Consider the following 18142-nt stretch of genomic DNA (forward strand, 5'->3'; position numbering starts at 1 on the left):
TGAAGCTGAGGCAAACTATTACCGGCATCTCGCCAATCAGGTGGCAACCGCTGCCTGACTTAAACCAACAAGCCTCCACGAAACGCGGGGCGGTTCAAAGAGCCCTTCCTCATCTCTTGAACCAAGCGGTCTACGACGCTTTGCACCAGCTTGCGGTTTTTGGGCGAATCTTCGAGCGCAGTCTGCTCGCGACACCGAATCCCTTTGTAGGTGAAGTCAATCACGAGCTTCCCCGTCTCTTTTCGAGTGACGACTTTAGCCATGGACGATTGCTCCATTCGCCATGGGGATGGCCGACATTCCGACAGGCGAGTGGAACGATGGAAGCATCATGTCCCGCTCGATGGCCTCCCAGAGGAAAAGGATCTTGCGTCCGCCGAAGGGCCGGAAGTAGTGAACCCCTTCAATCAGCACGCTGTCCTTAAGTCGCTCCCTGATGGTCCGCACGTCGTACTTGATGCGGCCGGAGAGTTCATCTGTCGTGAGGTAAGTCTGTTGCGTCAAGAGGTACTCCTGTAAAATTAAGGGATCAAGTGATAAAAATATTCATCGCTTGATGCCAATCTTACGCAACTGCGCTCACTTTTCAGGTCTTTTGATAAAAATTATTATCACCTGACGCCAAAAAACATCATGATCAGGTTCAAGCTCGGAGAAATGATCGAGAAGAAGCAGTTCTCTGAAGGGCGACGGATCACGATCAACGAGGTCGCGGCGGCAACTGGGCTGAACCGTATGACGCTTTCGAAGATTCTGAATCTGAAGGGCTACGGAACCGGAACTGAGACCATCGACAAGCTGTGCAGCTATTTCGGATGTCGAGTGGAAGATCTGATGGTGCACATGGACGACGTTGACGAACCTCCGGTATAGGACTGACATCGTTCGCACCGGTCTCACAGATGCCGGCCTTCAAACCAAGTCTTGATAGTGCCTGCAAAGCAAAACGTGAGCTGCACCTGTTGAGTTCCACTGATCTCTGACCCGAGATTTCCATCGAATGCTGACCCACCCGCTTGTGTGAGCAAAGCAGCTCACGTTGTGGATAAGTGCTTCGTTTTCTCCTTTTCAGACCTGGGTGTGTGGAGCTGCAGCAAAGTGCGCCGCTGTTTCCGCGACTTTGTTGCCTCAATCAAAAGCCAGGTTGAAAGCTTGTCAGCGTATGGATCGAGCTTGCTGGTGCTCGCGCGCTTGGCATAGCGGGGCTCTTCGTCGCCCGCCCGCAGGTACTTCTTAACGGTATTGCGAGCCAGGCCAGTGCGCCTGGAGATCTCGCGGATGGACATCTGCTCACGCAATGCCCAGCGTCTTATGACACTTAAAGTCGCCACGTCTATCACTCCTGAAATCTCCTGCTACTAAAAGCAGCAGGATAGGGTTCTTACGTGGGTCAGCTTTAAATGGAAATTGCCGCTCTAAGTGGGTCAGTTTTCAACGGAAGCCAACACTGCACCCGAATATTGGCAACAGTCGAACGTTGCGCTGTGCTCCGATGACAGCTCCGCCGCGAGGCTGTGTGAAAACCATCTCCCAGCCCGCATATGAACTCGGTAGAGTTCACAGACATGTTGGACACGGGGGTCAATATGTCGAGATACATCGAAGGTCAGGACAGGCAGCAAGTCACGTTGCTGCCGGAGTGTCTGGACGACTTCATTGCAGAAGACAACACCGTTCGGATCGTGGACGTCTTCATCGGTGAGTTGGACTTGGTCAGTTTGGGTTTCGATGGCGCGAAGCCGGCTGCAACCGGCCGACCCTCGTATCACCCCTCGGTGCTGTTGAAGCTTTACCTGTACGGTTACCTCAACCGCATCCAGTCAAGCCGCAGGCTGGAGCGCGAATGCCAGCGCAACGTGGAACTGATGTGGCTGACTGGCCGGCTCGCCCCTGACTTCAAGACCATCGCGGACTTCCGCCGCGACAACGGCAAAGGCATCCGCAATGTCTGCCGTCGCTTCGTGATGCTGTGCCGCGAATTGAAGCTGTTCACCGACGCCGTCGTGGCCATCGATGGCAGCAAGCTCAAGGCCGTCAACAACCGCGAGCGCAACTTCACGCCTGGCAAGATCGAGCGCCGCGAACGTGAGTTGGAGAAGAGCATCCAGCGCTACCTTGATGCCTTGGAGACTGCAGATCGAACCCAGCCAGTTGAGATGCAGGCAAAGACCGAGCGCCTGCAGGGCGAGATTCAAAAGATGCGCCAGCGCCTGCAAGACCTTCAAGTCGTCAAGGCGCAACTGGAGGTGGTGCCAGATCGGCAGATCTCCCAGACGGACCCTGACGCACGCGCCATGACCACCCACAGCGCCAAGGGCACGGCCATGGTGAGCTACAACGTGCAGACAGCCGTCGACACGACGAACCATCTGATCGTCGCCCATGAGGTCACCAACAACGGCAGCGACCGTTCACAACTCAGTGCAATCGCTTTGGCCGCGCGCGATGCAATGGGCAAGCGCAGATTGATGGCCATCGCTGACCGCGGCTACTACAACGGCATGCAGCTCAAGGCATGTGACGACAGCGGGATTGCAGCGCTTGTGCCCAAGCCCATGACCTCCAATGCGAGGGCCGAAGGCCGGTTCGACAAGACCGATTTCATCTACATCGCTCTCGAAGATGAGTACCAATGCCTTGCGGGCCAGCGGCCGATCCGCCGCTTCAGTCGCGAAGAGGCTGGACTGCAGATCAGCATTTATTGGTCAAGTGCCTGCCCTGGCTGTGCCATGAGGGCGCAATGCACTACGAGCAATTACCGACGCATCAGGCGATGGGAGCATGAGGAAGTCATGGACAAGGCCCAGCAACGGCTGGACCAGATGCCCAACGCGATGACGGTGCGCAAGAGCACCGTAGAACATGTGTTCGGAACGCTCAAGCACTGGATGGGCTGGACGCACTTCCTGACCCGTGGCATCAAGAACGTGGCAACCGAGATGAGCCTGGCCGTGTTGGCGTACAACTTCAAACGCGTCCTCAGCATCCTGGGCTTTGAGGGGACCAAGAAGGCGATGCGGTTGTTGGGCGCATAGGCGCCCTTTACGGTCGCTGCAGGCCCCAAATACGGCCCCGAGATGGCTCCAGCATCGCCTTGGCGCCACTCAGACGGCGTCAATTCGCGGAAACAGACAAATCAGCAATCGACGCGTGACTCGCTCGGGCTGCCAAGGAGTTATCACACGGCCTCGCTGCACACCGGACAAGCAAGTCGACAAATTGCCCAACGGTCACTACGACCCGCATCGATTTCTGTGACGACACAGACCTCGTCACAAACCTCGACACAAACAAAAAAGCCCTCGTTTCCGAGGGCTTCAGTGACAAGCAAGTGCTTGATTTGGTTGGTTGCGCGGGCAAGATTTGAACTTGCGACCTTTGGGTTATGAGCCCAACGAGCTACCAGGCTGCTCCACCGCGCGTCAAGCCTTAAATTCTATCACGCTTTGTCGGCTTCGGCGTCCGGTGCAGCATCTTCTGCACGATCGACCAGCTCGACGAGCGCCATGGGAGCGTTGTCACCCACGCGGTATCCCATCTTCAGAATACGGGTGTAGCCGCCGGGACGGGCTGCGAAGCGCGGGCCCAGTTCGTTGAACAGCTTCACGACCACATCGCGGTCGCGCAGGCGGTCAAATGCCAGGCGGCGATTGGCCACAGTGGCGACTTTGGCCAGCGTGATCATGGGTTCGACGACGCGACGCAGTTCTTTGGCCTTGGGCACCGTGGTCTTGATGACTTCGTGCGTCAGCAGCGAGTTCATCATGTTGCGAAGCATCGCGAGGCGGTGTTCGCTCGTGCGGTTGAGTTTTCTAAGTCCGTGTCCGTGACGCATTTTTCATCCTTTCAGTTGTTTTGCCCGCAGCCGTATCAGGTACTGCGAGTTCGTCCGTCGCCAGCTTCATGCCGGCTTGCGGAATTTCAGTGCTTGTCCAGGCCGGCTGGTGGCCAGTTTTCAAGCTTCATGCCCAAGGTCAAGCCGCGCGAAGCGAGCACTTCCTTGATCTCGTTGAGCGACTTGCGACCCAAGTTGGGGGTCTTGAGCAGCTCATTCTCGGTGCGCTGAATCAGATCACCGATGTAATAAATGTTCTCCGCCTTGAGGCAGTTGGCCGAACGCACGGTGAGCTCAAGCTCATCCACAGGGCGCAACAAGATCGGATCGAACTGCTGCGAGCTGCGCTGTGCAGGGGCTTCAAAATTGAGTTCGGCACCTTCGAGCTGCGCAAACACAGCCAGTTGCTCCACCAGGATCTTGGCCGAAGCGCGGACCGCTTCTTCAGGACCGATGGAACCATTGGTTTCGATCTCGAGCACCAGTTTGTCCAAGTCGGTACGTTGCTCGACGCGAGCGCTCTCAACGGTGTAGCTCACGCGCTTGACGGGCGAGAACGACGCGTCCAGAACGATGCGGCCGATGGAACGGGCCTGATCGTCATTGCGGCGCAGGCTACCGGGAACGTAACCGCGACCTTTTTCAACCTTGATCTGCATGTCCAGCTTGGCGCCGGCAGACAAGGTGGCGATGACATGACCGGGGTTCACGATTTCAACGTCATGCGGGGTCTGAATGTCAGCGGCCGTGACGAGGCCTTCGCCATCCTTGCGCAGGCTCAGCGTGACTTCGTCGCGGTTGTGGAGCTTGAACACCACGCCCTTGAGGTTCAGAAGCATGTTGACCACGTCCTCCTGGACGCCGTCGATCGACGAATACTCATGCACGACACCGGCAATGGTGACTTCGGTCGGCGCATGGCCGGTCATGGAAGACAGCAAAACCCGGCGCAGGGCATTGCCCAGCGTATGGCCGTAACCACGCTCGAAAGGCTCGAGCGTGACCTTGGCGCGGTTGGTCGAGGTTTGCTCGACATTGATGGTTTTGGGCTTCAGCAGATTGTTCAGCATTCAAACTTCCTTCAGTACCCTCGGCTCGTTACACCGATAAGGCAGATGGAGCATGGCCCGGCCGCACCCGCAAAGGTGCATGCCGGGAACGAAATTAACGGGAATACAGTTCGACGATCAACGATTCGTTGACGTCGGAGGCGAACTCGTCGCGGTCAGGCGATTTCTTGAACACGCCTTCGACCTTTTCAACCGACACGTCCACCCACGCAGGGAAGCCGATCTGCTTTGCCAGTTCCATGGCCTCAAGCACGCGACCCTGCTTCTTCGACTTCTCGCGGACGGCGATCACATCTCCAGCCTTCACGGAATACGACGGGATGTTGACCGACTTGCCATTCACCAGGATCGCCTTGTGAGAGACGATCTGGCGGGCTTCGGCGCGGGTCGAGGCAAAGCCCATGCGAAACACGACGTTGTCCAGGCGTGCTTCCAGCAGGAACAGCAGGTTGGCGCCGGTGTTGCCGCGGCGACGGTCGGCTTCTGCGAAGTAGCGGCGGAACTGGCGCTCGAGCACGCCATACGTGCGCTTCACTTTCTGCTTCTCGCGCAGCTGCACGCCGAAATCGGAGGTGCGCTGACCCGAGGTACGGCCGTGCTGGCCGGGCTTGGAGTCAAATTTGGCCTTGTCGCTGATCGAGCGGCGGGCGCTCTTGAGCAACAGGTCGGAGCCTTCACGGCGGGAGAGTTTGGCCTTGGGGCCGAGGTAACGTGCCACGTTGATGTCCTTGTGTTTCTGCCGCAACCGACATCAACCGATGTCATTGCGGGAGCCACTCCTCGAATGAAGTGGCGGTGGGCTTAGCAAAAAATGCCACCGCAGGCGACTGCGGTGGCGCTCGAAAAAGCCTTCTATTATACCGCGTGCTGCGGTACCGCCTCAAATGCGGCGGCGTTTCTGCGGACGGCAACCGTTGTGCGGCACGGGCGTCACGTCAGAGATGGAATTGATGCGGATGCCCAGGGCGCCCAGGGCGCGCACCGAGGATTCGCGACCAGGGCCCGGGCCCTTGATCTCGACATCCAGGTTCTTGATGCCTTGCTCAATGGCGGCGCGACCAGCCACTTCCGACGCCACCTGGGCAGCGAACGGTGTGGATTTGCGCGAGCCTTTGAAGCCCTGGCCACCGGACGAGGCCCAGGACAACGCATTGCCTTGGCGATCGGTGATCGTGATGATGGTGTTGTTGAACGAGGCGTGCACGTGAGCAATACCGTCGGCAATGTTCTTGCGGACTTTCTTGCGAACGCGAGCGGATGCGCTGGTGGAGGGTGACTTGGCCATGGGAATCCTTCGAACCGATTACTTCTTCAGCGACTGGGCTGCCTTGCGGGGACCTTTGCGCGTGCGCGCATTGGTCTTCGTGCGCTGACCACGCAGCGGCAGGCCACGGCGGTGACGGAAACCGCGGTAGCAACCGATGTCCATCAATCGCTTGATGTTCATGGTCGTTTCACGGCGGAGGTCGCCTTCGATCGTGAACGTGCCGACCTGATCGCGAACTTTTTCGAGTTCCGCGTCGCTCAGGTCCTTGATCTTCTTCGTGTAGTCGATACCACAGGCTTCGCAGATCTTGCGAGCGCGGGTGCGACCAATACCGAAGATTGCCGTCAAGCCGATTTCAGCGTGCTTGTGCGGCGGAATGTTGATGCCTGCAATACGAGCCATGATGGTCCTCTAAACTTCAATCAGCCTTGACGCTGCTTATGACGCGGATCGGTGCAAATGACTCGCACAACACCGTGCCGCTTGATGATCTTGCAGTTGCGGCACATTTTCTTGACCGAAGCCGAAACTCTCATAGTCTTCTCCTAGATATTCCAAAAATATTCAACAACCAACCACTCACTTCGAGCGAAAAACGATTCGCGCCCTGGTGAGGTCGTAGGGCGTGAGCTCTACCTTGACCTTGTCGCCAGGCAGGATGCGGATGTAATGCATCCTCATCTTGCCGCTGATGTGCCCCAGGACCACATGACCATTTTCGAGTTTGACCCTGAAGGTCGCGTTGGGGAGGTTTTCAACTACCTCGCCTTGCATCTCGATCACGTCGTCCTTGGACATACAAAAACTCAACTACCGGGTGACGTCTTGAAGTTGGCCTTCTTGAGCAGTGATTCGTACTGCTGCGACATCATGTAGTTCTGAACCTGCGCCATGAAATCCATGGTGACCACAACAATGATCAACAAAGAGGTGCCGCCAAAATAGAACGGCACGTTGTACTTCAGAATCAGGAACTCAGGCAGCAGACAGACCGCGGTGATGTAGACAGCACCGGCCAACGTGAGACGAAGCAGGATTTTGTCGATGTAGCGCGCAGTCTGGTCGCCAGGGCGAATACCGGGAATGAATGCACCACTCTTCTTCAGGTTGTCCGCGGTCTCGCGGCTGTTGAACACCAACGCCGTGTAAAAGAAGCAGAAGAAGATGATGGCAGCCGCGTACAAGGCCACGTAGATCGGCTGACCTGGCGACAGAGCAGAAGCGATGTCGCGCAGCCAACGTGTGGAGTCACCGGTGCTAACCCAACTCACCACGGTGGTGGGCAGCAGGATGATCGACGACGCAAAGATGGGCGGAATCACGCCGGCCATGTTCAGCTTCAACGGCAGGTGCGACGACTGGCCACCGTAGACCTTGTTGCCCACTTGACGGCGCGCATAGTTCACCAGAATCTTGCGCTGACCGCGCTCCACAAACACCACGAAGTAGGTCACCAGAACCACCAGCGCGATGATGAAGATGGCGATCAGGATGTTCATGGCGCCGGTGCGAACCAGTTCCAGCAAACCACCCACCGCACTGGGCAAGCCCGCGGCGATGCCGGCGAAGATCAGGATGGAGATACCGTTGCCCAGTCCACGCTCGGTGATCTGCTCGCCAAGCCACATGAGGAACATGGTGCCTGCCACCAGACTGACCACGGCCGTCAGACGAAAACCCATACCGGGATCGATCACCAAGCCCGCAGAGCCCTCCAACGCGAGCGCAATGCCCATCGACTGGAAAATCGCCAAGCCCAATGTGCCGTAACGGGTGTACTGCGTGATCTTGCGACGACCGGCCTCGCCCTCTTTTTTCAGCTGCTCGAACGTGGGAACCACGTAAGTCATGAGCTGCATGATGATCGATGCCGAGATGTACGGCATGATGCCCAACGCGAACACGGTGAAGCGCGACAGCGCTCCGCCCGAGAACATGTTGAAGAGGCTGAGAATGCCGCCCGCCTGCCCTTTGAACAGCTGCTCAAGTTGCGCAGGGTCGATGCCAGGCACCGGGATGTGCGCACCAATGCGGTACACCACCAAGGCGAGCAGCAAGAAAACCAGCCGGCGACGCAGGTCGCCGAACTTGCCGGTTTTGGCCAGGGACGTGGATCCAGTTGCCACAGCTCAGTTCCGTCGGGTTCCGGTCAGGCGATCGAGCCGCCAGCGGCTTCGATCACGGCTTTGGCGCCCGCAGTGACCGACACGTCCTTGAAGGACACGGCACGCGTGAGTTCACCGGTCTTGATGACCTTGACGCGCTTGGCCAAGTGAGGCACCAGGCCAGCCTGCTTGAGCACGAGCATGTCCACATCGGCGACGTTGAGCGCGTTGATGTCGGTCAACGTGACTTCGGCGTTGAACTGCAGTTGGGTTGACTTGAAGCCACGCTTGGGCAAGCGGCGCTGCAGAGGCATTTGACCGCCTTCGAAGCCCACCTTGTGGTAGCCGCCCGAACGGGACTTTTGACCTTTGTGGCCACGACCCGCGGTCTTGCCCAGGCCGGAGCCGATGCCGCGACCCACGCGACGCTTGGCGTGCTTGGAGCCTTCAGAGGGCTTGATGGTGTTGAGTTGCATGTCCGTGACCCCGATCAGAGTACTTTGACCAGATAGCTGATCTTGTTGATCATGCCGCGAACGGCAGGCGTGTCCTGCAGCTCGCTGGTACTGTTGAGTTTGCGCAAACCCAGGCCACGCACGGTGTCGCGGTGGGATTGCTTGGTTCCGATGGGGCTGCGCACCAACTGAACCTTGACGGTGTTTTGAGTGGTCATGATCGCTCCAATCAACCCAGGATGTCTTCGACGGACTTGCCACGCTTGGCAGCCACGTCGGACGGGGTGGTTGAATTCTTCAGTGCGTCCAGCGTGGCACGCACCAGGTTGTAGGGATTGCTCGAGCCATGGCTCTTGGCCACGACGTCGGTGATGCCGAGCACTTCAAACACGGCGCGCATCGGGCCGCCGGCGATGATGCCGGTGCCTTTGGAGGCGGGCAGCATCATGACGTTGGAAGCGCCGTGTTCACCGTGCACGCTGTGGTGCAACGAACCGTTCTTGAGCGAAACCTTGATCATGTTGCGACGGGCCGCTTCCATGGCCTTCTGCACGGCCACCGGCACTTCACGCGCCTTGCCCTTGCCCATGCCCACGCGGCCATCGCCGTCGCCGACAACTGTCAGTGCTGCGAAACCGAGGATGCGACCGCCCTTGACCACCTTGGTCACGCGGTTGATCGCGATCATCTTCTCGCGCAAACCGTCTTCGTTCGCTTCGTTCTTGATGTTTGCCGTAAATTTAGCCATTTTGTGGTTTCCGTTTGATCAGAACTGCAGGCCGGCTTCGCGGGCGGCGTCTGCCAGGGCTTTCACCCGACCGTGGTAGGCAAAACCGGAACGGTCGAACGCCACCTTTTCAATGCCGGCGGCCTTGGCCTTCTCGGCGATGCGCTTGCCGATCAGGGCTGCAGCAGAGGCGTTGCCGCCTTTGCCGGCGCCACCGATCTGGGCACGCACTTCGGCTTCGGCCGTAGAGGCTGAGGCCAGCACTTTGGCACCGTCGTCTGAGATGACGCTGGCGTAGATGTGCAGATTGGTGCGGTTCACGGTCAGGCGGACGGCGCCCTGCTGCGCAATGCGGATGCGCGTTTGGCGGGCGCGGCGCAGACGTTGCTCTTTTTTGGTCAACATGATCCTGATCCTTATTTCTTCTTGGTTTCCTTGATCACGACCTTTTCATCCGCATAGCGGATGCCCTTGCCCTTGTAGGGCTCGGGGGGGCGCACGGCCCGCACTTCGGAAGCGATCTGACCAACACGCTGACGATCCGAACCCTTGATCAGGATTTCGGTCGGCGTCGGCGTTTCCACCTTGATACCGGCAGGCATGTCCATCACCACCGGGTGGGAGTAACCCACCGTCAGGTTGAGCTTGGTGCCTTGTGCCTGGGCCTTGTAGCCCACGCCCAGCAGCGTGAGCTTCTTCTCGAAGCCCTTGCTGACGCCGTTGACCATGTTGTTGACCAGCTGACGCATGGTGCCCGACATGGCGTTGGCTTCGCGGGACTCGTTCACAGGAACGAAGGTCAGCGCGCCGTTGTTGCTTTCAACCTTCACCAGCGCGTTTTGCGCAAGCGCCAAGGCACCGAGCGTACCCTTGACGTTGATCAGATCGTCTTTGACGGCGATCTCGACCCCGGCAGGGATGGAGACCGGCAGTTTTCCAATACGTGACATTAATTGCTCCTCAATGCCCGCATCAGGCGACGTAACACAGGACTTCGCCGCCGACACCGGTGGCGCGAGCCTTGCGATCGGTCATCACACCCTGGGGCGTGGTGACGATGGCCACACCCAGACCGTTCTGGACCTGGGGGATGGCGTTGCGACCGCGGTAGACGCGCAGGCCGGGACGGCTCACACGTTCGATGCGTTCGATCACGGGACGGCCAGCGTAGTACTTCAAGGCGATTTCGAGTTCGCTCTTGCCGTCGTTGTTCTTGACCTGGAATCCGTCGATATAACCCTCGTCCTTCAGGACCTGGGCAATCGCGGCTTTGACCTTGGAGGCCGGCATCGACACGGTGGACTTCTCGACCATCTGCGCGTTGCGGATGCGGGTCAACATGTCGGCGATAGGATCACTCATGCTCATTTGTGGTTCTCCTAGGGCTTACCAGCTGGCTTTGGTGATGCCGGGGATTTCTCCGGCAAACGCCATTTCACGGACCTTGGCGCGAGCCAGGCCGAAGTGAGCGAAAGTGCCGCGCGGACGACCGGTGATCTCGCAGCGGTTGCGCTGGCGGGTCGGGTTCGAATTGCGGGGCAACTTCTGCAGACCCAGGCGGGCCGCATCGCGCTCTTCGTCGGACTTCTTGACGTCGTTGGCGACGGCTTTGAATTCGTTGTATTTCTTGGCGAACTTGGCGGCGAGTTTCTCGCGCTTGAGTTCACGTTGCAGTAGTGCTTGTTTAGCCACGCGCCACCTCAGTTCTTGAACGGGAAACGGAAACCAGCCAGAAGAGCCTTGCACTCTTCGTCGTTCTTGGCGGTCGTCGTGATGCTGATGTTGAGACCGCGCAAGGCGTCAACCTTGTCGTACTCGATCTCAGGAAAAATGATCTGTTCCTTGACGCCGACGTTGTAGTTGCCGCGACCGTCAAACGAACGACCGGAGATACCACGGAAGTCGCGCACACGGGGCAGAGCCACGGTGACGAAACGGTCCAGGAATTCATACATCTTGGCGCCGCGAAGCGTCACCATGCAACCGATGGCCTGCTGCTCGCGGATCTTGAAACCGGCGATGGCCTTGCGGGCCTTGGTCACCACAGGCCGCTGGCCGGCGATCTTGGTCAGGTCACCCACAGCGTTGTCCATGACCTTCTTGTCGGCAACGGCTTCGCTCACGCCCATGTTCAGCGTGATCTTGGTGATGCGGGGCACCTCCATGATCGACTTGTAGCCGAACTTCTCCACCAGGCTGGGCGCGATGGTGTCGCGGAAAATGTCTTGCAAACGTGCCATGGTCATGCCGCCTTGATTTCTTCGCCGCTGGACTTGAAGACGCGCACTTTCTTGCCGTCAGCCAGGAGCTTGATGCCCACGCGATCTGCCTTGCCCGTGGCACCATTGAAGATGGCGATGTTGGACTGGTGGATGGGCATGGTTTTTTCGATGATGCCGCCGGTCACACCCTTCATGGGGTTCGGCTTGGCGTGCTTCTTGACGATGTTCACGCCTTCGACGAGCACCTTGCTGTCGTCGGCACGGAGCACGACCTTGCCGCGCTTGCCCTTGTCGCGACCTGCGATCACGATGACTTCGTCACCACTGCGAATCTTGTTCATGATGATTCCTCAGAGAACCTCGGGCGCCAGCGACACGATCTTCATGAACTTTTCGGTGCGCAGCTCGCGCGTCACCGGTCCGAAGATGCGGGTGCCGATGGGCTCCAGCTTGGCGTTGAGCAACACTGCTGCGTTGCCGTCGAATTTGATGAGAGCGCCGTCTTGACGACGGATGCCCTTGGCGGTGCGAACCACCACAGCGTTGTAAACCTCGCCTTTTTTGACGCGGCCACGGGGCGCTGCTTCTTTGATGGTGACCTTGATGACGTCGCCCACGCTGGCGTAACGCCGCTTGGAGCCGCCGAGCACCTTGATGCACATCACGGACTTGGCACCCGTGTTGTCGGCAACATCGAGTCGAGATTGCGTTTGGATCATTTGATTTAAGTCCCAACTTGAATCCCCCCAGCCACCACGGCCGGGAGTGATCAGTCTTGGGCCCGTCGTCGAGAACCGGAAGTGGCCTAAAGCCAAATCCAATCCCTTCCGAGTGGGCAGATTGCCTCGCTTTTTTGGAGCGAAGCCGCGCAGTATCACATGGTTTCAGCAGGCTGTCAACGCACTGGCCAGTGAAATACCTCTAAATCCCGTTGGACGCCGGCAGATATCGGGCGCACAGGCTCAAAAAGGCTTGCAGTTCCGGGTCCGAGCCCAGCTCCTGCTGGAGGATGTCGGCCACGGCGGGCGCCAGTCGGGCGGCCTCGGCAGCGTCCAGGAACAGGATGCGCGAGCGCCGGGCGAGCACGTCCTCCACCGTCTGTGCGTGCTCGAACCGCGCGGCGTAGCGAACCATGGCCTCGGTCAAGCCCACCCCCAGCACATTGTGCGTCCCGGGGCAGTCGTTCACCAGCGCCCCTTCGGATCCATACAGGTGCAGGCCGGGCGCCGCGTGCAGGGGCGTCGCAGGGTCGGCCACGGCGGCGCCTTTCAGCACATGAGAGGCGCTCTGCCCGCCTGCACGTCGGGGCAAGAGCTGGCTGGCGAAGCAGCGCTCCAGCACATCTTCGGCCATCGCGCGGTAGGTGGTCCACTTGCCCCCGGTCACGGTGACCAGGCCGTTGGCATCGACCACGATGGTGTGTTCGCGCGACAGCACCTTGGTGCCGCCCTCGGCCGCCGCGGGCGCGGCCACCAGTGGGCGCAGACCCACCCAGAGACTTTTGATGTCCTCGCGGCGCACGGGGCGACTGAGCGCCTGACTGGCCTCGTTGAGGATGAATTCGAGTTCTTCGGCGAAGGCATCGGGCTCGCGCGGCAGGTCGCGGCGGGGGGTGTCGGTGGTGCCCAGCACCAGCTTGCCGAGCCACGGCACGGCGAACAGCACGCGCCCGTCGCGCGTCTTGGGCACCAGCAACGCATGGCCGCCGGGCATGAAATCGCGGTCCACCACCACGTGCACACCCTGGCTGGGGCTGACCATGCGCGAGGGCGAGCCCTGGGTGGCCGCCGGCTGGGTGTGGTCTCGCAGAGCATCCACCCAGACACCGGTGGCGTTGACCACGCAGCGCGCCTGCAGTTGACATGTGCCGCCGCCGCGCCGGTCGCTCACGTCCAGCGAAGACAGCGGGGCATCGCCCCCGGCGAGCTGGCGCACCGCCGTCACTTCGGCGTAGTTCAAGACATGGGCTCCGGCGGCCTCGGCGCTGCGGGCAAGCGCCAGCGCCAGGCGCGCGTCGTCGAACTGACCGTCCCAGTACTTGACGCCACCGCGCAGCCCGTCGGGATTCACCCCCGGCAAGGCCTGCAGGGTTTGCGCGCGGCTGAGGAATTCGGTGCGTCCGAGTCCCGCGGCGCCTGCCAACAGGTCGTACAACTTGAGGCCGATGCCGTAAAACGGGGTCTGCCACCAGTGGTAGGACGGCATGACGAAGGGCAAGGGCTGCGCGAGATGCGGCGCGATGCGCAGCACCGTGGCGCGCTCGGCCAGCGCCTCGCGCACCAGGGCCAGATTGCCCTGCGCAAGGTAGCGCACGCCGCCATGCAGCAGCTTGGTGGAACGCGATGACGTGCCGCCGGCGAAATCGTGCGACTCCAGCAGAACGACGGAGAAACCGCGCAGAGCAGCATCGAGCGCCACCCCGAGGCCGGTGGCCCCGCCACCGACGACCGCCAGGTCGTATACACCGTGGCGGGGCAGCGATTCAAACAGTTCTGCGCGTTTCATGGAAAGAGGGGTGACCCTCTGCACCGGGGTGGTGCAGAGGGTAGGTTGCTACAAAAATCGATGCATCAGATCAACGGGCCTTGCCATTCTTCCATGCGTTGAGCAACTGGTCGTAGGCGATGGTCTCTCCCTTGGGCTTCTCGTTGGCCAGCTTCTTCCAGGGCGCTGCCGTGTCGCTCAGGTACTTGTTGGGGTCGCCTTTGGGGTTGAGCTTGGGCGCGCAGCGTTCCATGCCGGCGCGCTCCAGGCGGCCCATGACCTGGTCCATCTGCTCGGCCAGGTTGTCCATCGCGGCCTGCGGCGTCTTCTCGCCGGTCACGGCCTGGGCCACGTTCTGCCACCAGAGCTGGGCCAGCTTGGGGTAGTCGGGCACGTTGGTGCCGGTGGGCGTCCAGGCCACGCGCGCCGGGCTGCGGTAGAACTCGACCAGACCGCCGAGCTTGGGCGCCATGTCGGTCATGGCCTTGCTCTGGATGTCGCTCTCGCGGATCGGGGTCAGGCCGACGATGGTCTTCTTGAGCGACGTGGTCTTGGCGGTCACGAACTGCGCGTACAGCCAGGCTGCGGCGGTCTTGTTCTCGTCGTGCTTCTCGAAGAAGGTCCACGAGCCCACGTCCTGGTAGCCGTTCTGCATGCCCTGCTTCCAGTACGGGCCGTTGGGACCGGGCGCCATGCGCCACTTCGGCGTGCCGTCGGCATTGACCACCGGCAGGCCGGGCTTGGTCATGTCGGCGGTGAAGGCGGTGTACCAGAAGATCTGCTGCGCGATCTGGCCCTGGGCGGGCACCGGGCCGGCTTCACCAAAGGTCATGCCGGTGGCTTCCTTGGGCGCGTACTTCTTCATCCAGTCCACGTACTTGGTGAGCGCGTACACGGCGGCGGGCGAGTTGGTGGCACCCCCGCGCGAGACGCTGGCGCCCAGTGGCGTGCAGCCGTCGGCCGAGGCGCGGATGCCCCACTCGTCCACCGGCTTGCCGTTGGGGATGCCGACGTCGGCTGTGCCAGCCATCGAGAGCCATGCATCGGTGAAGCGCCAGCCCAGGGATGGGTCCTTCTTGCCGTAGTCCATGTGGCCATAGATCGGCTTGCCGTCGATGGTCTTGACGTCTTCGCTGAAGAAGGCGGCAATGTCCTCGTAAGCGCTCCAGTTCAGCGGCACACCCAGGTCGTAGCCGTACTTGGCCTTGAACTTGTCCTTCAGGTCCTGGCGCGCGAACAGGTCGGCGCGGAACCAGTAGAGGTTGGCGAACTGCTGGTCGGGCAGTTGGTAGAGCTTCTTGTCGGGGCCGGTCGTGAAGCTGGTGCCGATGAAATCCTTGATGTCCAGGCCCGGGTTGGTGTACTCCTTGCCTTTGCCGGCCATGTAATCGGTCAGGTTCATGATCTTGCCATAGCGGTAGTGTGTGCCGATCAGGTCGGAGTCGCTGATCCAGCCGTCGTAGATCGACTTGCCCGACTGCATCGAGGTCTGCAGCTTCTCGACCACGTCACCTTCCTGGATCAGGTCGTGCTTGACGGTGATGCCGGTGATTTCGGTGAAGGCCTTGGCCAGCGTCTTGCTCTCGTACTCGTGCGTGGTGATGGTCTCGGAAACCACCGAAATCTCTTTCACGCCCTTGGCCTTGAGCTTGGCTGCGGCGTCGATGAACCACTTCATCTCGGCGGCCTGCTGGGCCTTGCTCAGGGTGGAGGGCTGGAACTCGCTGTCGATCCACTTCTTCGCTGCGGCCTCGTCGGCCCAGGCGGGCAAGGAGCCCATGGCGAGCAACGCTGCCAGGGCCAGAGGGGTGTGTCGCAATCTCATGTTGTCTCCTCGATCGGTGTGCTTCCCCGGTGTGTGACAGGTCTCGGCCCCGGGGAAGCAATGGGCCGAATACCGAAGACCATGGAGCGATCAGCCCTTGCGCAGTGCCAGCACCAGCCAGGCCATGGACGCGACGAAGGAGATCCAGATGCTGGGCTCCTGCTCCAGCGAAAGCCATTGCGTGAACCAGCCCGCCAGGCCGATGAAGGCCAGGTTGATGTAGGCCGCACCGAGCAGGCCGATGAAGAGGCGGTCACCACGTGTGGTGACCATGGGCAGGAAGCCCTTGCGCTCGACCGTGGGCGACTTGATTTCCCACACGGTCATGCCGATGAGCATGAGTGCAATGCAGGTAAAGAAGACAGCGACCGGTGTGGTCCAGACCATCCAGGTAAACATGTCAGACCCTCCCCATCGCAAAGCCTTTGGCGATGTAATGCCGCACAAACCAGATCACGATCGCGCCCGGCACGATGGTGAGCACGCCGGCCGCGGCCAGCGTCGCCCAGTCCATGCCGCTCGCGCTCACGGTGCGCGTCATGGTCGCGACGATGGGTTTGGCGTTGACGCTGGTGAGCGTGCGCGCCAGCAGCAATTCGACCCACGAGAACATGAAGCAGAAGAACGCCGCCACGCCCACACCGGCCTTGATGAGCGGCAGGAAGATGGTGAAGAAGAAGCGCGGGAAGCTGTAGCCGTCGATGTACGCGGTCTCGTCGATCTCGCGCGGGATGCCGCTCATGAAGCCTTCCAGGATCCACACCGCCAGCGGCACGTTGAACAGCAGGTGCGCCATGGCCACGGCGATGTGCGTGTCCATCAGGCCCAGCGTGGTGTAGAGCTGGAAGAACGGCAGCAGGAACACCGCCGGCGGCGTCATGCGGTTGGTGAGCAGCCAGAAGAACACGTGCTTGTCGCCCAGGAAGCGGTAGCGCGAGAACGCGTAGGCCGCCGGCAGCGCCACGGTGAGCGAGATCACCGTGTTGATGCCGACGTAGATCAGGCTGTTGATGTAGCCCGAATACCAGGACGGGTCGGTGAAGATGGTCCGGTAGTTGGCCCAGGTGAACTCGGCCGGCCACAGGGTGAACGAGGACAGGATTTCCTGGTTCGTCTTGAAGCTCATGTTGACCATCCAGTAGATGGGCAACAGCGCGAAAACCAGATACGCAAGCAGAAAGAACGTCCGCTTCTTGAATCTGCGGTCATTCATGACCAGGCTCCTTCTGAGATGTGCCCAGGCTCTGCATCCAGTTGTAGAGCACGAAGCAGAACAGCAGGATGATGAGGAAGTAGATGAGGGAGAACGCCGCCGCCGGGCCGAGGTCGAACTGGCCGACCGCCTTGGTGGTGAGGTACTGCGAGAGGAAGGTGGTGGCGTTGCCGGGGCCGCCGCCGGTGAGCACGAAGGGCTCGGTGTAGATCATGAAGCTGTCCATGAAGCGCAGCAGCACCGCGATCATCAGCACGCCGCGCATCTTGGGCAGCTGGATGTAGCGGAACACCGCCCACTTGCTGGCGCCGTCGATGCTGGCGGCCTGGTAGTAGGCGTCGGGAATGCTGCGCAGGCCCGCAAAAGCCAGCAACGCCACCAGCGGCGTCCAGTGCCACACATCCATGGCCAGCACCGTCCACCAGGCGTGGGTGGAGTTGCCGGTGTAGCTGTACTCCATGCCGACCCACTGCAGGAAGTAGCCGAGCAGGCCGATGTCGGCGCGGCCGAAGATCTGCCAGATCGTGCCGACCACGTTCCACGGGATCAGCAGCGACAACGCCACCAGCACCAACACCGCCGACGACTTCCAGCCTTGCGCCGGCATGGAGAGCGCCAGCGCGATGCCCAGCGGGATCTCCACCAGCAGCACCGCCAGCGAAAACTGGATCTGCCGCCACAGCGCGAGGTGCAGCTCTTCGTCGCGCATCACGGCGGCGAACCACTCTGTGCCGACGAACACGCGCCGCTCGGGCGAGAAGATGTCCTGCACCGAGTAGTTCACCACCGTCATCAGCGGCAGGATGGCCGAGAAGGCAACACAGACGATGACCGGCAGCACGAGGAACCAGGCTTTCTGGTTCACGGGTTTGGTCGTATTGCTCATTCAAAAACCTCCGTGCTGCGCACTGCGGTGCGAGCTTGCTTGGGGCGGCCCGG

Annotated in this window: 27 protein-coding genes, 1 tRNA gene and 1 pseudogene; 2 read left to right on the plus strand and 27 right to left on the minus strand. The window is 60.5% G+C overall.

Annotated elements, in window-relative coordinates; translation table 11 throughout:
- Positions 1-59: 59 nt before the first annotated feature.
- Together ASE11_RS07830 and ASE11_RS07835 are read right to left on the minus strand one after the other, a co-directional pair.
- Positions 60-278, minus strand: coding sequence for an Arm DNA-binding domain-containing protein (locus tag ASE11_RS07830; RefSeq protein WP_321166260.1), 219 nt, complete (start codon positions 276-278; stop codon positions 60-62).
- Complete coding sequence (locus ASE11_RS07835) at positions 256-504, minus strand: hypothetical protein (protein ID WP_056268962.1); 249 nt, start codon at positions 502-504, stop codon at positions 256-258. The genes ASE11_RS07830 and ASE11_RS07835 overlap by 23 nt, the downstream gene beginning before the upstream one ends.
- 129 nt (positions 505-633) lie before the next feature.
- Between ASE11_RS07835 and ASE11_RS07840 the strand changes: the two genes are divergently transcribed.
- Entirely contained in the window at positions 634-873 is a 240-nt protein-coding gene (locus ASE11_RS07840) for a helix-turn-helix domain-containing protein (RefSeq protein ID WP_082585610.1), read from the plus strand.
- A gap of 209 nt (positions 874-1082) precedes the next feature.
- Here the strand turns inward: ASE11_RS07840 and ASE11_RS07845 are convergent.
- Positions 1083-1340 (minus strand): annotated as a pseudogene (locus ASE11_RS07845) (IS21 family transposase); the annotation flags it as partial.
- A gap of 246 nt (positions 1341-1586) precedes the next feature.
- Between ASE11_RS07845 and ASE11_RS07850 the strand changes: the two are divergent.
- Positions 1587-3035: an IS1182 family transposase gene (locus ASE11_RS07850; RefSeq protein ID WP_056268966.1), complete on the plus strand. Its 1449-nt coding sequence runs from the start codon at positions 1587-1589 to the stop codon at positions 3033-3035.
- A gap of 310 nt (positions 3036-3345) precedes the next feature.
- Here the strand turns inward: ASE11_RS07850 and ASE11_RS07855 are convergent.
- The 24 genes from ASE11_RS07855 to ASE11_RS07965 all read right to left on the minus strand — a co-directional run bounded on the left by ASE11_RS07855 (position 3346) and on the right by ASE11_RS07965 (position 18089).
- Positions 3346-3422: transfer RNA gene (locus tag ASE11_RS07855), tRNA-Met, on the minus strand.
- Between the two features lie 17 nt (positions 3423-3439).
- A complete protein-coding gene (rplQ, locus tag ASE11_RS07860; RefSeq protein ID WP_056268968.1) occupies positions 3440-3835 on the minus strand; it encodes a 50S ribosomal protein L17 in 396 nt (131 codons plus the stop codon).
- Positions 3836-3921: 86 nt separating this feature from the next.
- Positions 3922-4905 carry a DNA-directed RNA polymerase subunit alpha gene (locus tag ASE11_RS07865; protein ID WP_056268971.1) on the minus strand — a complete coding sequence of 328 codons (984 nt, stop codon included), beginning with the start codon at positions 4903-4905 and terminating at the stop codon, positions 3922-3924.
- 94 nt (positions 4906-4999) lie between these two features.
- Positions 5000-5623, minus strand: coding sequence for a 30S ribosomal protein S4 (gene rpsD, locus ASE11_RS07870; protein ID WP_056269099.1), 624 nt, complete (start codon positions 5621-5623; stop codon positions 5000-5002).
- 162 nt (positions 5624-5785) lie between these two features.
- On the minus strand, positions 5786-6190 hold the full coding sequence (rpsK, locus tag ASE11_RS07875; RefSeq protein ID WP_056268973.1) for a 30S ribosomal protein S11: 405 nt from the start codon (positions 6188-6190) through the stop codon (positions 5786-5788).
- 18 nt (positions 6191-6208) lie between these two features.
- Positions 6209-6574, minus strand: a complete 366-nt coding sequence (gene rpsM / locus ASE11_RS07880; RefSeq protein WP_056268975.1) for a 30S ribosomal protein S13 — start codon at positions 6572-6574, stop codon at positions 6209-6211.
- A 20-nt stretch (positions 6575-6594) separates the two neighbouring features.
- A complete protein-coding gene (gene rpmJ / locus ASE11_RS25265; protein ID WP_009514917.1) occupies positions 6595-6708 on the minus strand; it encodes a 50S ribosomal protein L36 in 114 nt (37 codons plus the stop codon).
- Between the two features lie 43 nt (positions 6709-6751).
- Positions 6752-6970 (minus strand): translation initiation factor IF-1, encoded by a 219-nt coding sequence (gene infA / locus ASE11_RS07885; protein WP_029461331.1) that lies wholly within the window; start codon positions 6968-6970, stop codon positions 6752-6754.
- Positions 6971-6978: 8 nt separating this feature from the next.
- Positions 6979-8298 carry a preprotein translocase subunit SecY gene (gene secY, locus ASE11_RS07890; RefSeq protein ID WP_056268977.1) on the minus strand — a complete coding sequence of 440 codons (1320 nt, stop codon included), beginning with the start codon at positions 8296-8298 and terminating at the stop codon, positions 6979-6981.
- Positions 8299-8321: 23 nt separating this feature from the next.
- Positions 8322-8753 (minus strand): 50S ribosomal protein L15, encoded by a 432-nt coding sequence (rplO, locus tag ASE11_RS07895; RefSeq protein WP_056268979.1) that lies wholly within the window; start codon positions 8751-8753, stop codon positions 8322-8324.
- Positions 8754-8767: 14 nt separating this feature from the next.
- Entirely contained in the window at positions 8768-8950 is a 183-nt protein-coding gene (rpmD, locus tag ASE11_RS07900) for a 50S ribosomal protein L30 (protein WP_056268982.1), read from the minus strand.
- A gap of 11 nt (positions 8951-8961) precedes the next feature.
- The gene (gene rpsE / locus ASE11_RS07905; RefSeq protein ID WP_056268984.1) at positions 8962-9480 is read right to left on the minus strand and encodes a 30S ribosomal protein S5; all 519 of its coding nucleotides are present in this window, start codon (positions 9478-9480) and stop codon (positions 8962-8964) included.
- Positions 9481-9498: 18 nt separating this feature from the next.
- On the minus strand, positions 9499-9864 hold the full coding sequence (rplR, locus tag ASE11_RS07910) for a 50S ribosomal protein L18 (protein ID WP_056268986.1): 366 nt from the start codon (positions 9862-9864) through the stop codon (positions 9499-9501).
- Positions 9865-9875: 11 nt separating this feature from the next.
- On the minus strand, positions 9876-10409 hold the full coding sequence (gene rplF, locus ASE11_RS07915; RefSeq protein WP_056268989.1) for a 50S ribosomal protein L6: 534 nt from the start codon (positions 10407-10409) through the stop codon (positions 9876-9878).
- 22 nt (positions 10410-10431) lie between these two features.
- Positions 10432-10827, minus strand: a complete 396-nt coding sequence (gene rpsH, locus ASE11_RS07920) for a 30S ribosomal protein S8 (RefSeq protein ID WP_056268992.1) — start codon at positions 10825-10827, stop codon at positions 10432-10434.
- Between the two features lie 18 nt (positions 10828-10845).
- Positions 10846-11151: a 30S ribosomal protein S14 gene (rpsN, locus tag ASE11_RS07925; RefSeq protein WP_056268994.1), complete on the minus strand. Its 306-nt coding sequence runs from the start codon at positions 11149-11151 to the stop codon at positions 10846-10848.
- An 8-nt stretch (positions 11152-11159) separates the two neighbouring features.
- Positions 11160-11699, minus strand: a complete 540-nt coding sequence (gene rplE / locus ASE11_RS07930; protein ID WP_056269101.1) for a 50S ribosomal protein L5 — start codon at positions 11697-11699, stop codon at positions 11160-11162.
- A gap of 2 nt (positions 11700-11701) precedes the next feature.
- Positions 11702-12022 carry a 50S ribosomal protein L24 gene (gene rplX / locus ASE11_RS07935; RefSeq protein ID WP_056268996.1) on the minus strand — a complete coding sequence of 107 codons (321 nt, stop codon included), beginning with the start codon at positions 12020-12022 and terminating at the stop codon, positions 11702-11704.
- Positions 12023-12031: 9 nt separating this feature from the next.
- Positions 12032-12400: a 50S ribosomal protein L14 gene (rplN, locus tag ASE11_RS07940; RefSeq protein ID WP_056268999.1), complete on the minus strand. Its 369-nt coding sequence runs from the start codon at positions 12398-12400 to the stop codon at positions 12032-12034.
- Positions 12401-12602: 202 nt separating this feature from the next.
- Positions 12603-14186, minus strand: coding sequence for a glycerol-3-phosphate dehydrogenase/oxidase (locus ASE11_RS07945; protein ID WP_056269001.1), 1584 nt, complete (start codon positions 14184-14186; stop codon positions 12603-12605).
- A 70-nt stretch (positions 14187-14256) separates the two neighbouring features.
- A complete protein-coding gene (locus ASE11_RS07950; protein ID WP_056269004.1) occupies positions 14257-15990 on the minus strand; it encodes an ABC transporter substrate-binding protein in 1734 nt (577 codons plus the stop codon).
- Positions 15991-16080: 90 nt separating this feature from the next.
- Positions 16081-16389, minus strand: coding sequence for a DUF2160 domain-containing protein (locus ASE11_RS07955; RefSeq protein WP_056269008.1), 309 nt, complete (start codon positions 16387-16389; stop codon positions 16081-16083).
- A gap of 1 nt (position 16390) precedes the next feature.
- On the minus strand, positions 16391-17203 hold the full coding sequence (locus tag ASE11_RS07960) for a carbohydrate ABC transporter permease (RefSeq protein ID WP_056269011.1): 813 nt from the start codon (positions 17201-17203) through the stop codon (positions 16391-16393).
- Positions 17196-18089, minus strand: coding sequence for a carbohydrate ABC transporter permease (locus ASE11_RS07965; RefSeq protein ID WP_056269014.1), 894 nt, complete (start codon positions 18087-18089; stop codon positions 17196-17198). Before ASE11_RS07965 ends, ASE11_RS07960 begins: the two co-directional genes overlap by 8 nt.
- Positions 18090-18142: the final 53 nt, after the last annotated feature.

The sequence above is a fragment of the Hydrogenophaga sp. Root209 genome, from assembly GCF_001428625.1.
Lineage (GTDB): Bacteria > Pseudomonadota > Gammaproteobacteria > Burkholderiales > Burkholderiaceae_C > Hydrogenophaga.

Excerpts from the sequence above, each read along its gene's own strand:
- ASE11_RS07830 (WP_321166260.1), bottom strand. The coding sequence starts at position 278 with ATGGAGCAATCGTCCATGGCTAAAGTCGTCACTCGAAAAGAGACGGGG.
- ASE11_RS07840 (WP_082585610.1), top strand. The coding sequence starts at position 634 with ATGATCAGGTTCAAGCTCGGAGAAATGATCGAGAAGAAGCAGTTCTCT.
- ASE11_RS07850 (WP_056268966.1), top strand. The coding sequence starts at position 1,587 with ATGTCGAGATACATCGAAGGTCAGGACAGGCAGCAAGTCACGTTGCTG.
- rplQ (WP_056268968.1), bottom strand. The coding sequence starts at position 3,835 with ATGCGTCACGGACACGGACTTAGAAAACTCAACCGCACGAGCGAACAC.
- ASE11_RS07865 (WP_056268971.1), bottom strand. The coding sequence starts at position 4,905 with ATGCTGAACAATCTGCTGAAGCCCAAAACCATCAATGTCGAGCAAACC.
- rpsK (WP_056268973.1), bottom strand. The coding sequence starts at position 6,190 with ATGGCCAAGTCACCCTCCACCAGCGCATCCGCTCGCGTTCGCAAGAAA.
- rpsM (WP_056268975.1), bottom strand. The coding sequence starts at position 6,574 with ATGGCTCGTATTGCAGGCATCAACATTCCGCCGCACAAGCACGCTGAA.
- rpmJ (WP_009514917.1), bottom strand. The coding sequence starts at position 6,708 with ATGAGAGTTTCGGCTTCGGTCAAGAAAATGTGCCGCAACTGCAAGATC.
- infA (WP_029461331.1), bottom strand. The coding sequence starts at position 6,970 with ATGTCCAAGGACGACGTGATCGAGATGCAAGGCGAGGTAGTTGAAAAC.
- rplO (WP_056268979.1), bottom strand. The coding sequence starts at position 8,753 with ATGCAACTCAACACCATCAAGCCCTCTGAAGGCTCCAAGCACGCCAAG.
- rpmD (WP_056268982.1), bottom strand. The coding sequence starts at position 8,950 with ATGACCACTCAAAACACCGTCAAGGTTCAGTTGGTGCGCAGCCCCATC.
- rpsE (WP_056268984.1), bottom strand. The coding sequence starts at position 9,480 with ATGGCTAAATTTACGGCAAACATCAAGAACGAAGCGAACGAAGACGGT.
- rplR (WP_056268986.1), bottom strand. The coding sequence starts at position 9,864 with ATGTTGACCAAAAAAGAGCAACGTCTGCGCCGCGCCCGCCAAACGCGC.
- rplF (WP_056268989.1), bottom strand. The coding sequence starts at position 10,409 with ATGTCACGTATTGGAAAACTGCCGGTCTCCATCCCTGCCGGGGTCGAG.
- rpsH (WP_056268992.1), bottom strand. The coding sequence starts at position 10,827 with ATGAGCATGAGTGATCCTATCGCCGACATGTTGACCCGCATCCGCAAC.
- rplE (WP_056269101.1), bottom strand. The coding sequence starts at position 11,699 with ATGGCACGTTTGCAAGACATTTTCCGCGACACCATCGCGCCCAGCCTG.
- rplX (WP_056268996.1), bottom strand. The coding sequence starts at position 12,022 with ATGAACAAGATTCGCAGTGGTGACGAAGTCATCGTGATCGCAGGTCGC.
- rplN (WP_056268999.1), bottom strand. The coding sequence starts at position 12,400 with ATGATCCAAACGCAATCTCGACTCGATGTTGCCGACAACACGGGTGCC.
- ASE11_RS07945 (WP_056269001.1), bottom strand. The coding sequence starts at position 14,186 with ATGAAACGCGCAGAACTGTTTGAATCGCTGCCCCGCCACGGTGTATAC.
- ASE11_RS07950 (WP_056269004.1), bottom strand. The coding sequence starts at position 15,990 with ATGAGATTGCGACACACCCCTCTGGCCCTGGCAGCGTTGCTCGCCATG.
- ASE11_RS07955 (WP_056269008.1), bottom strand. The coding sequence starts at position 16,389 with ATGTTTACCTGGATGGTCTGGACCACACCGGTCGCTGTCTTCTTTACC.
- ASE11_RS07960 (WP_056269011.1), bottom strand. The coding sequence starts at position 17,203 with ATGAATGACCGCAGATTCAAGAAGCGGACGTTCTTTCTGCTTGCGTAT.
- ASE11_RS07965 (WP_056269014.1), bottom strand. The coding sequence starts at position 18,089 with ATGAGCAATACGACCAAACCCGTGAACCAGAAAGCCTGGTTCCTCGTG.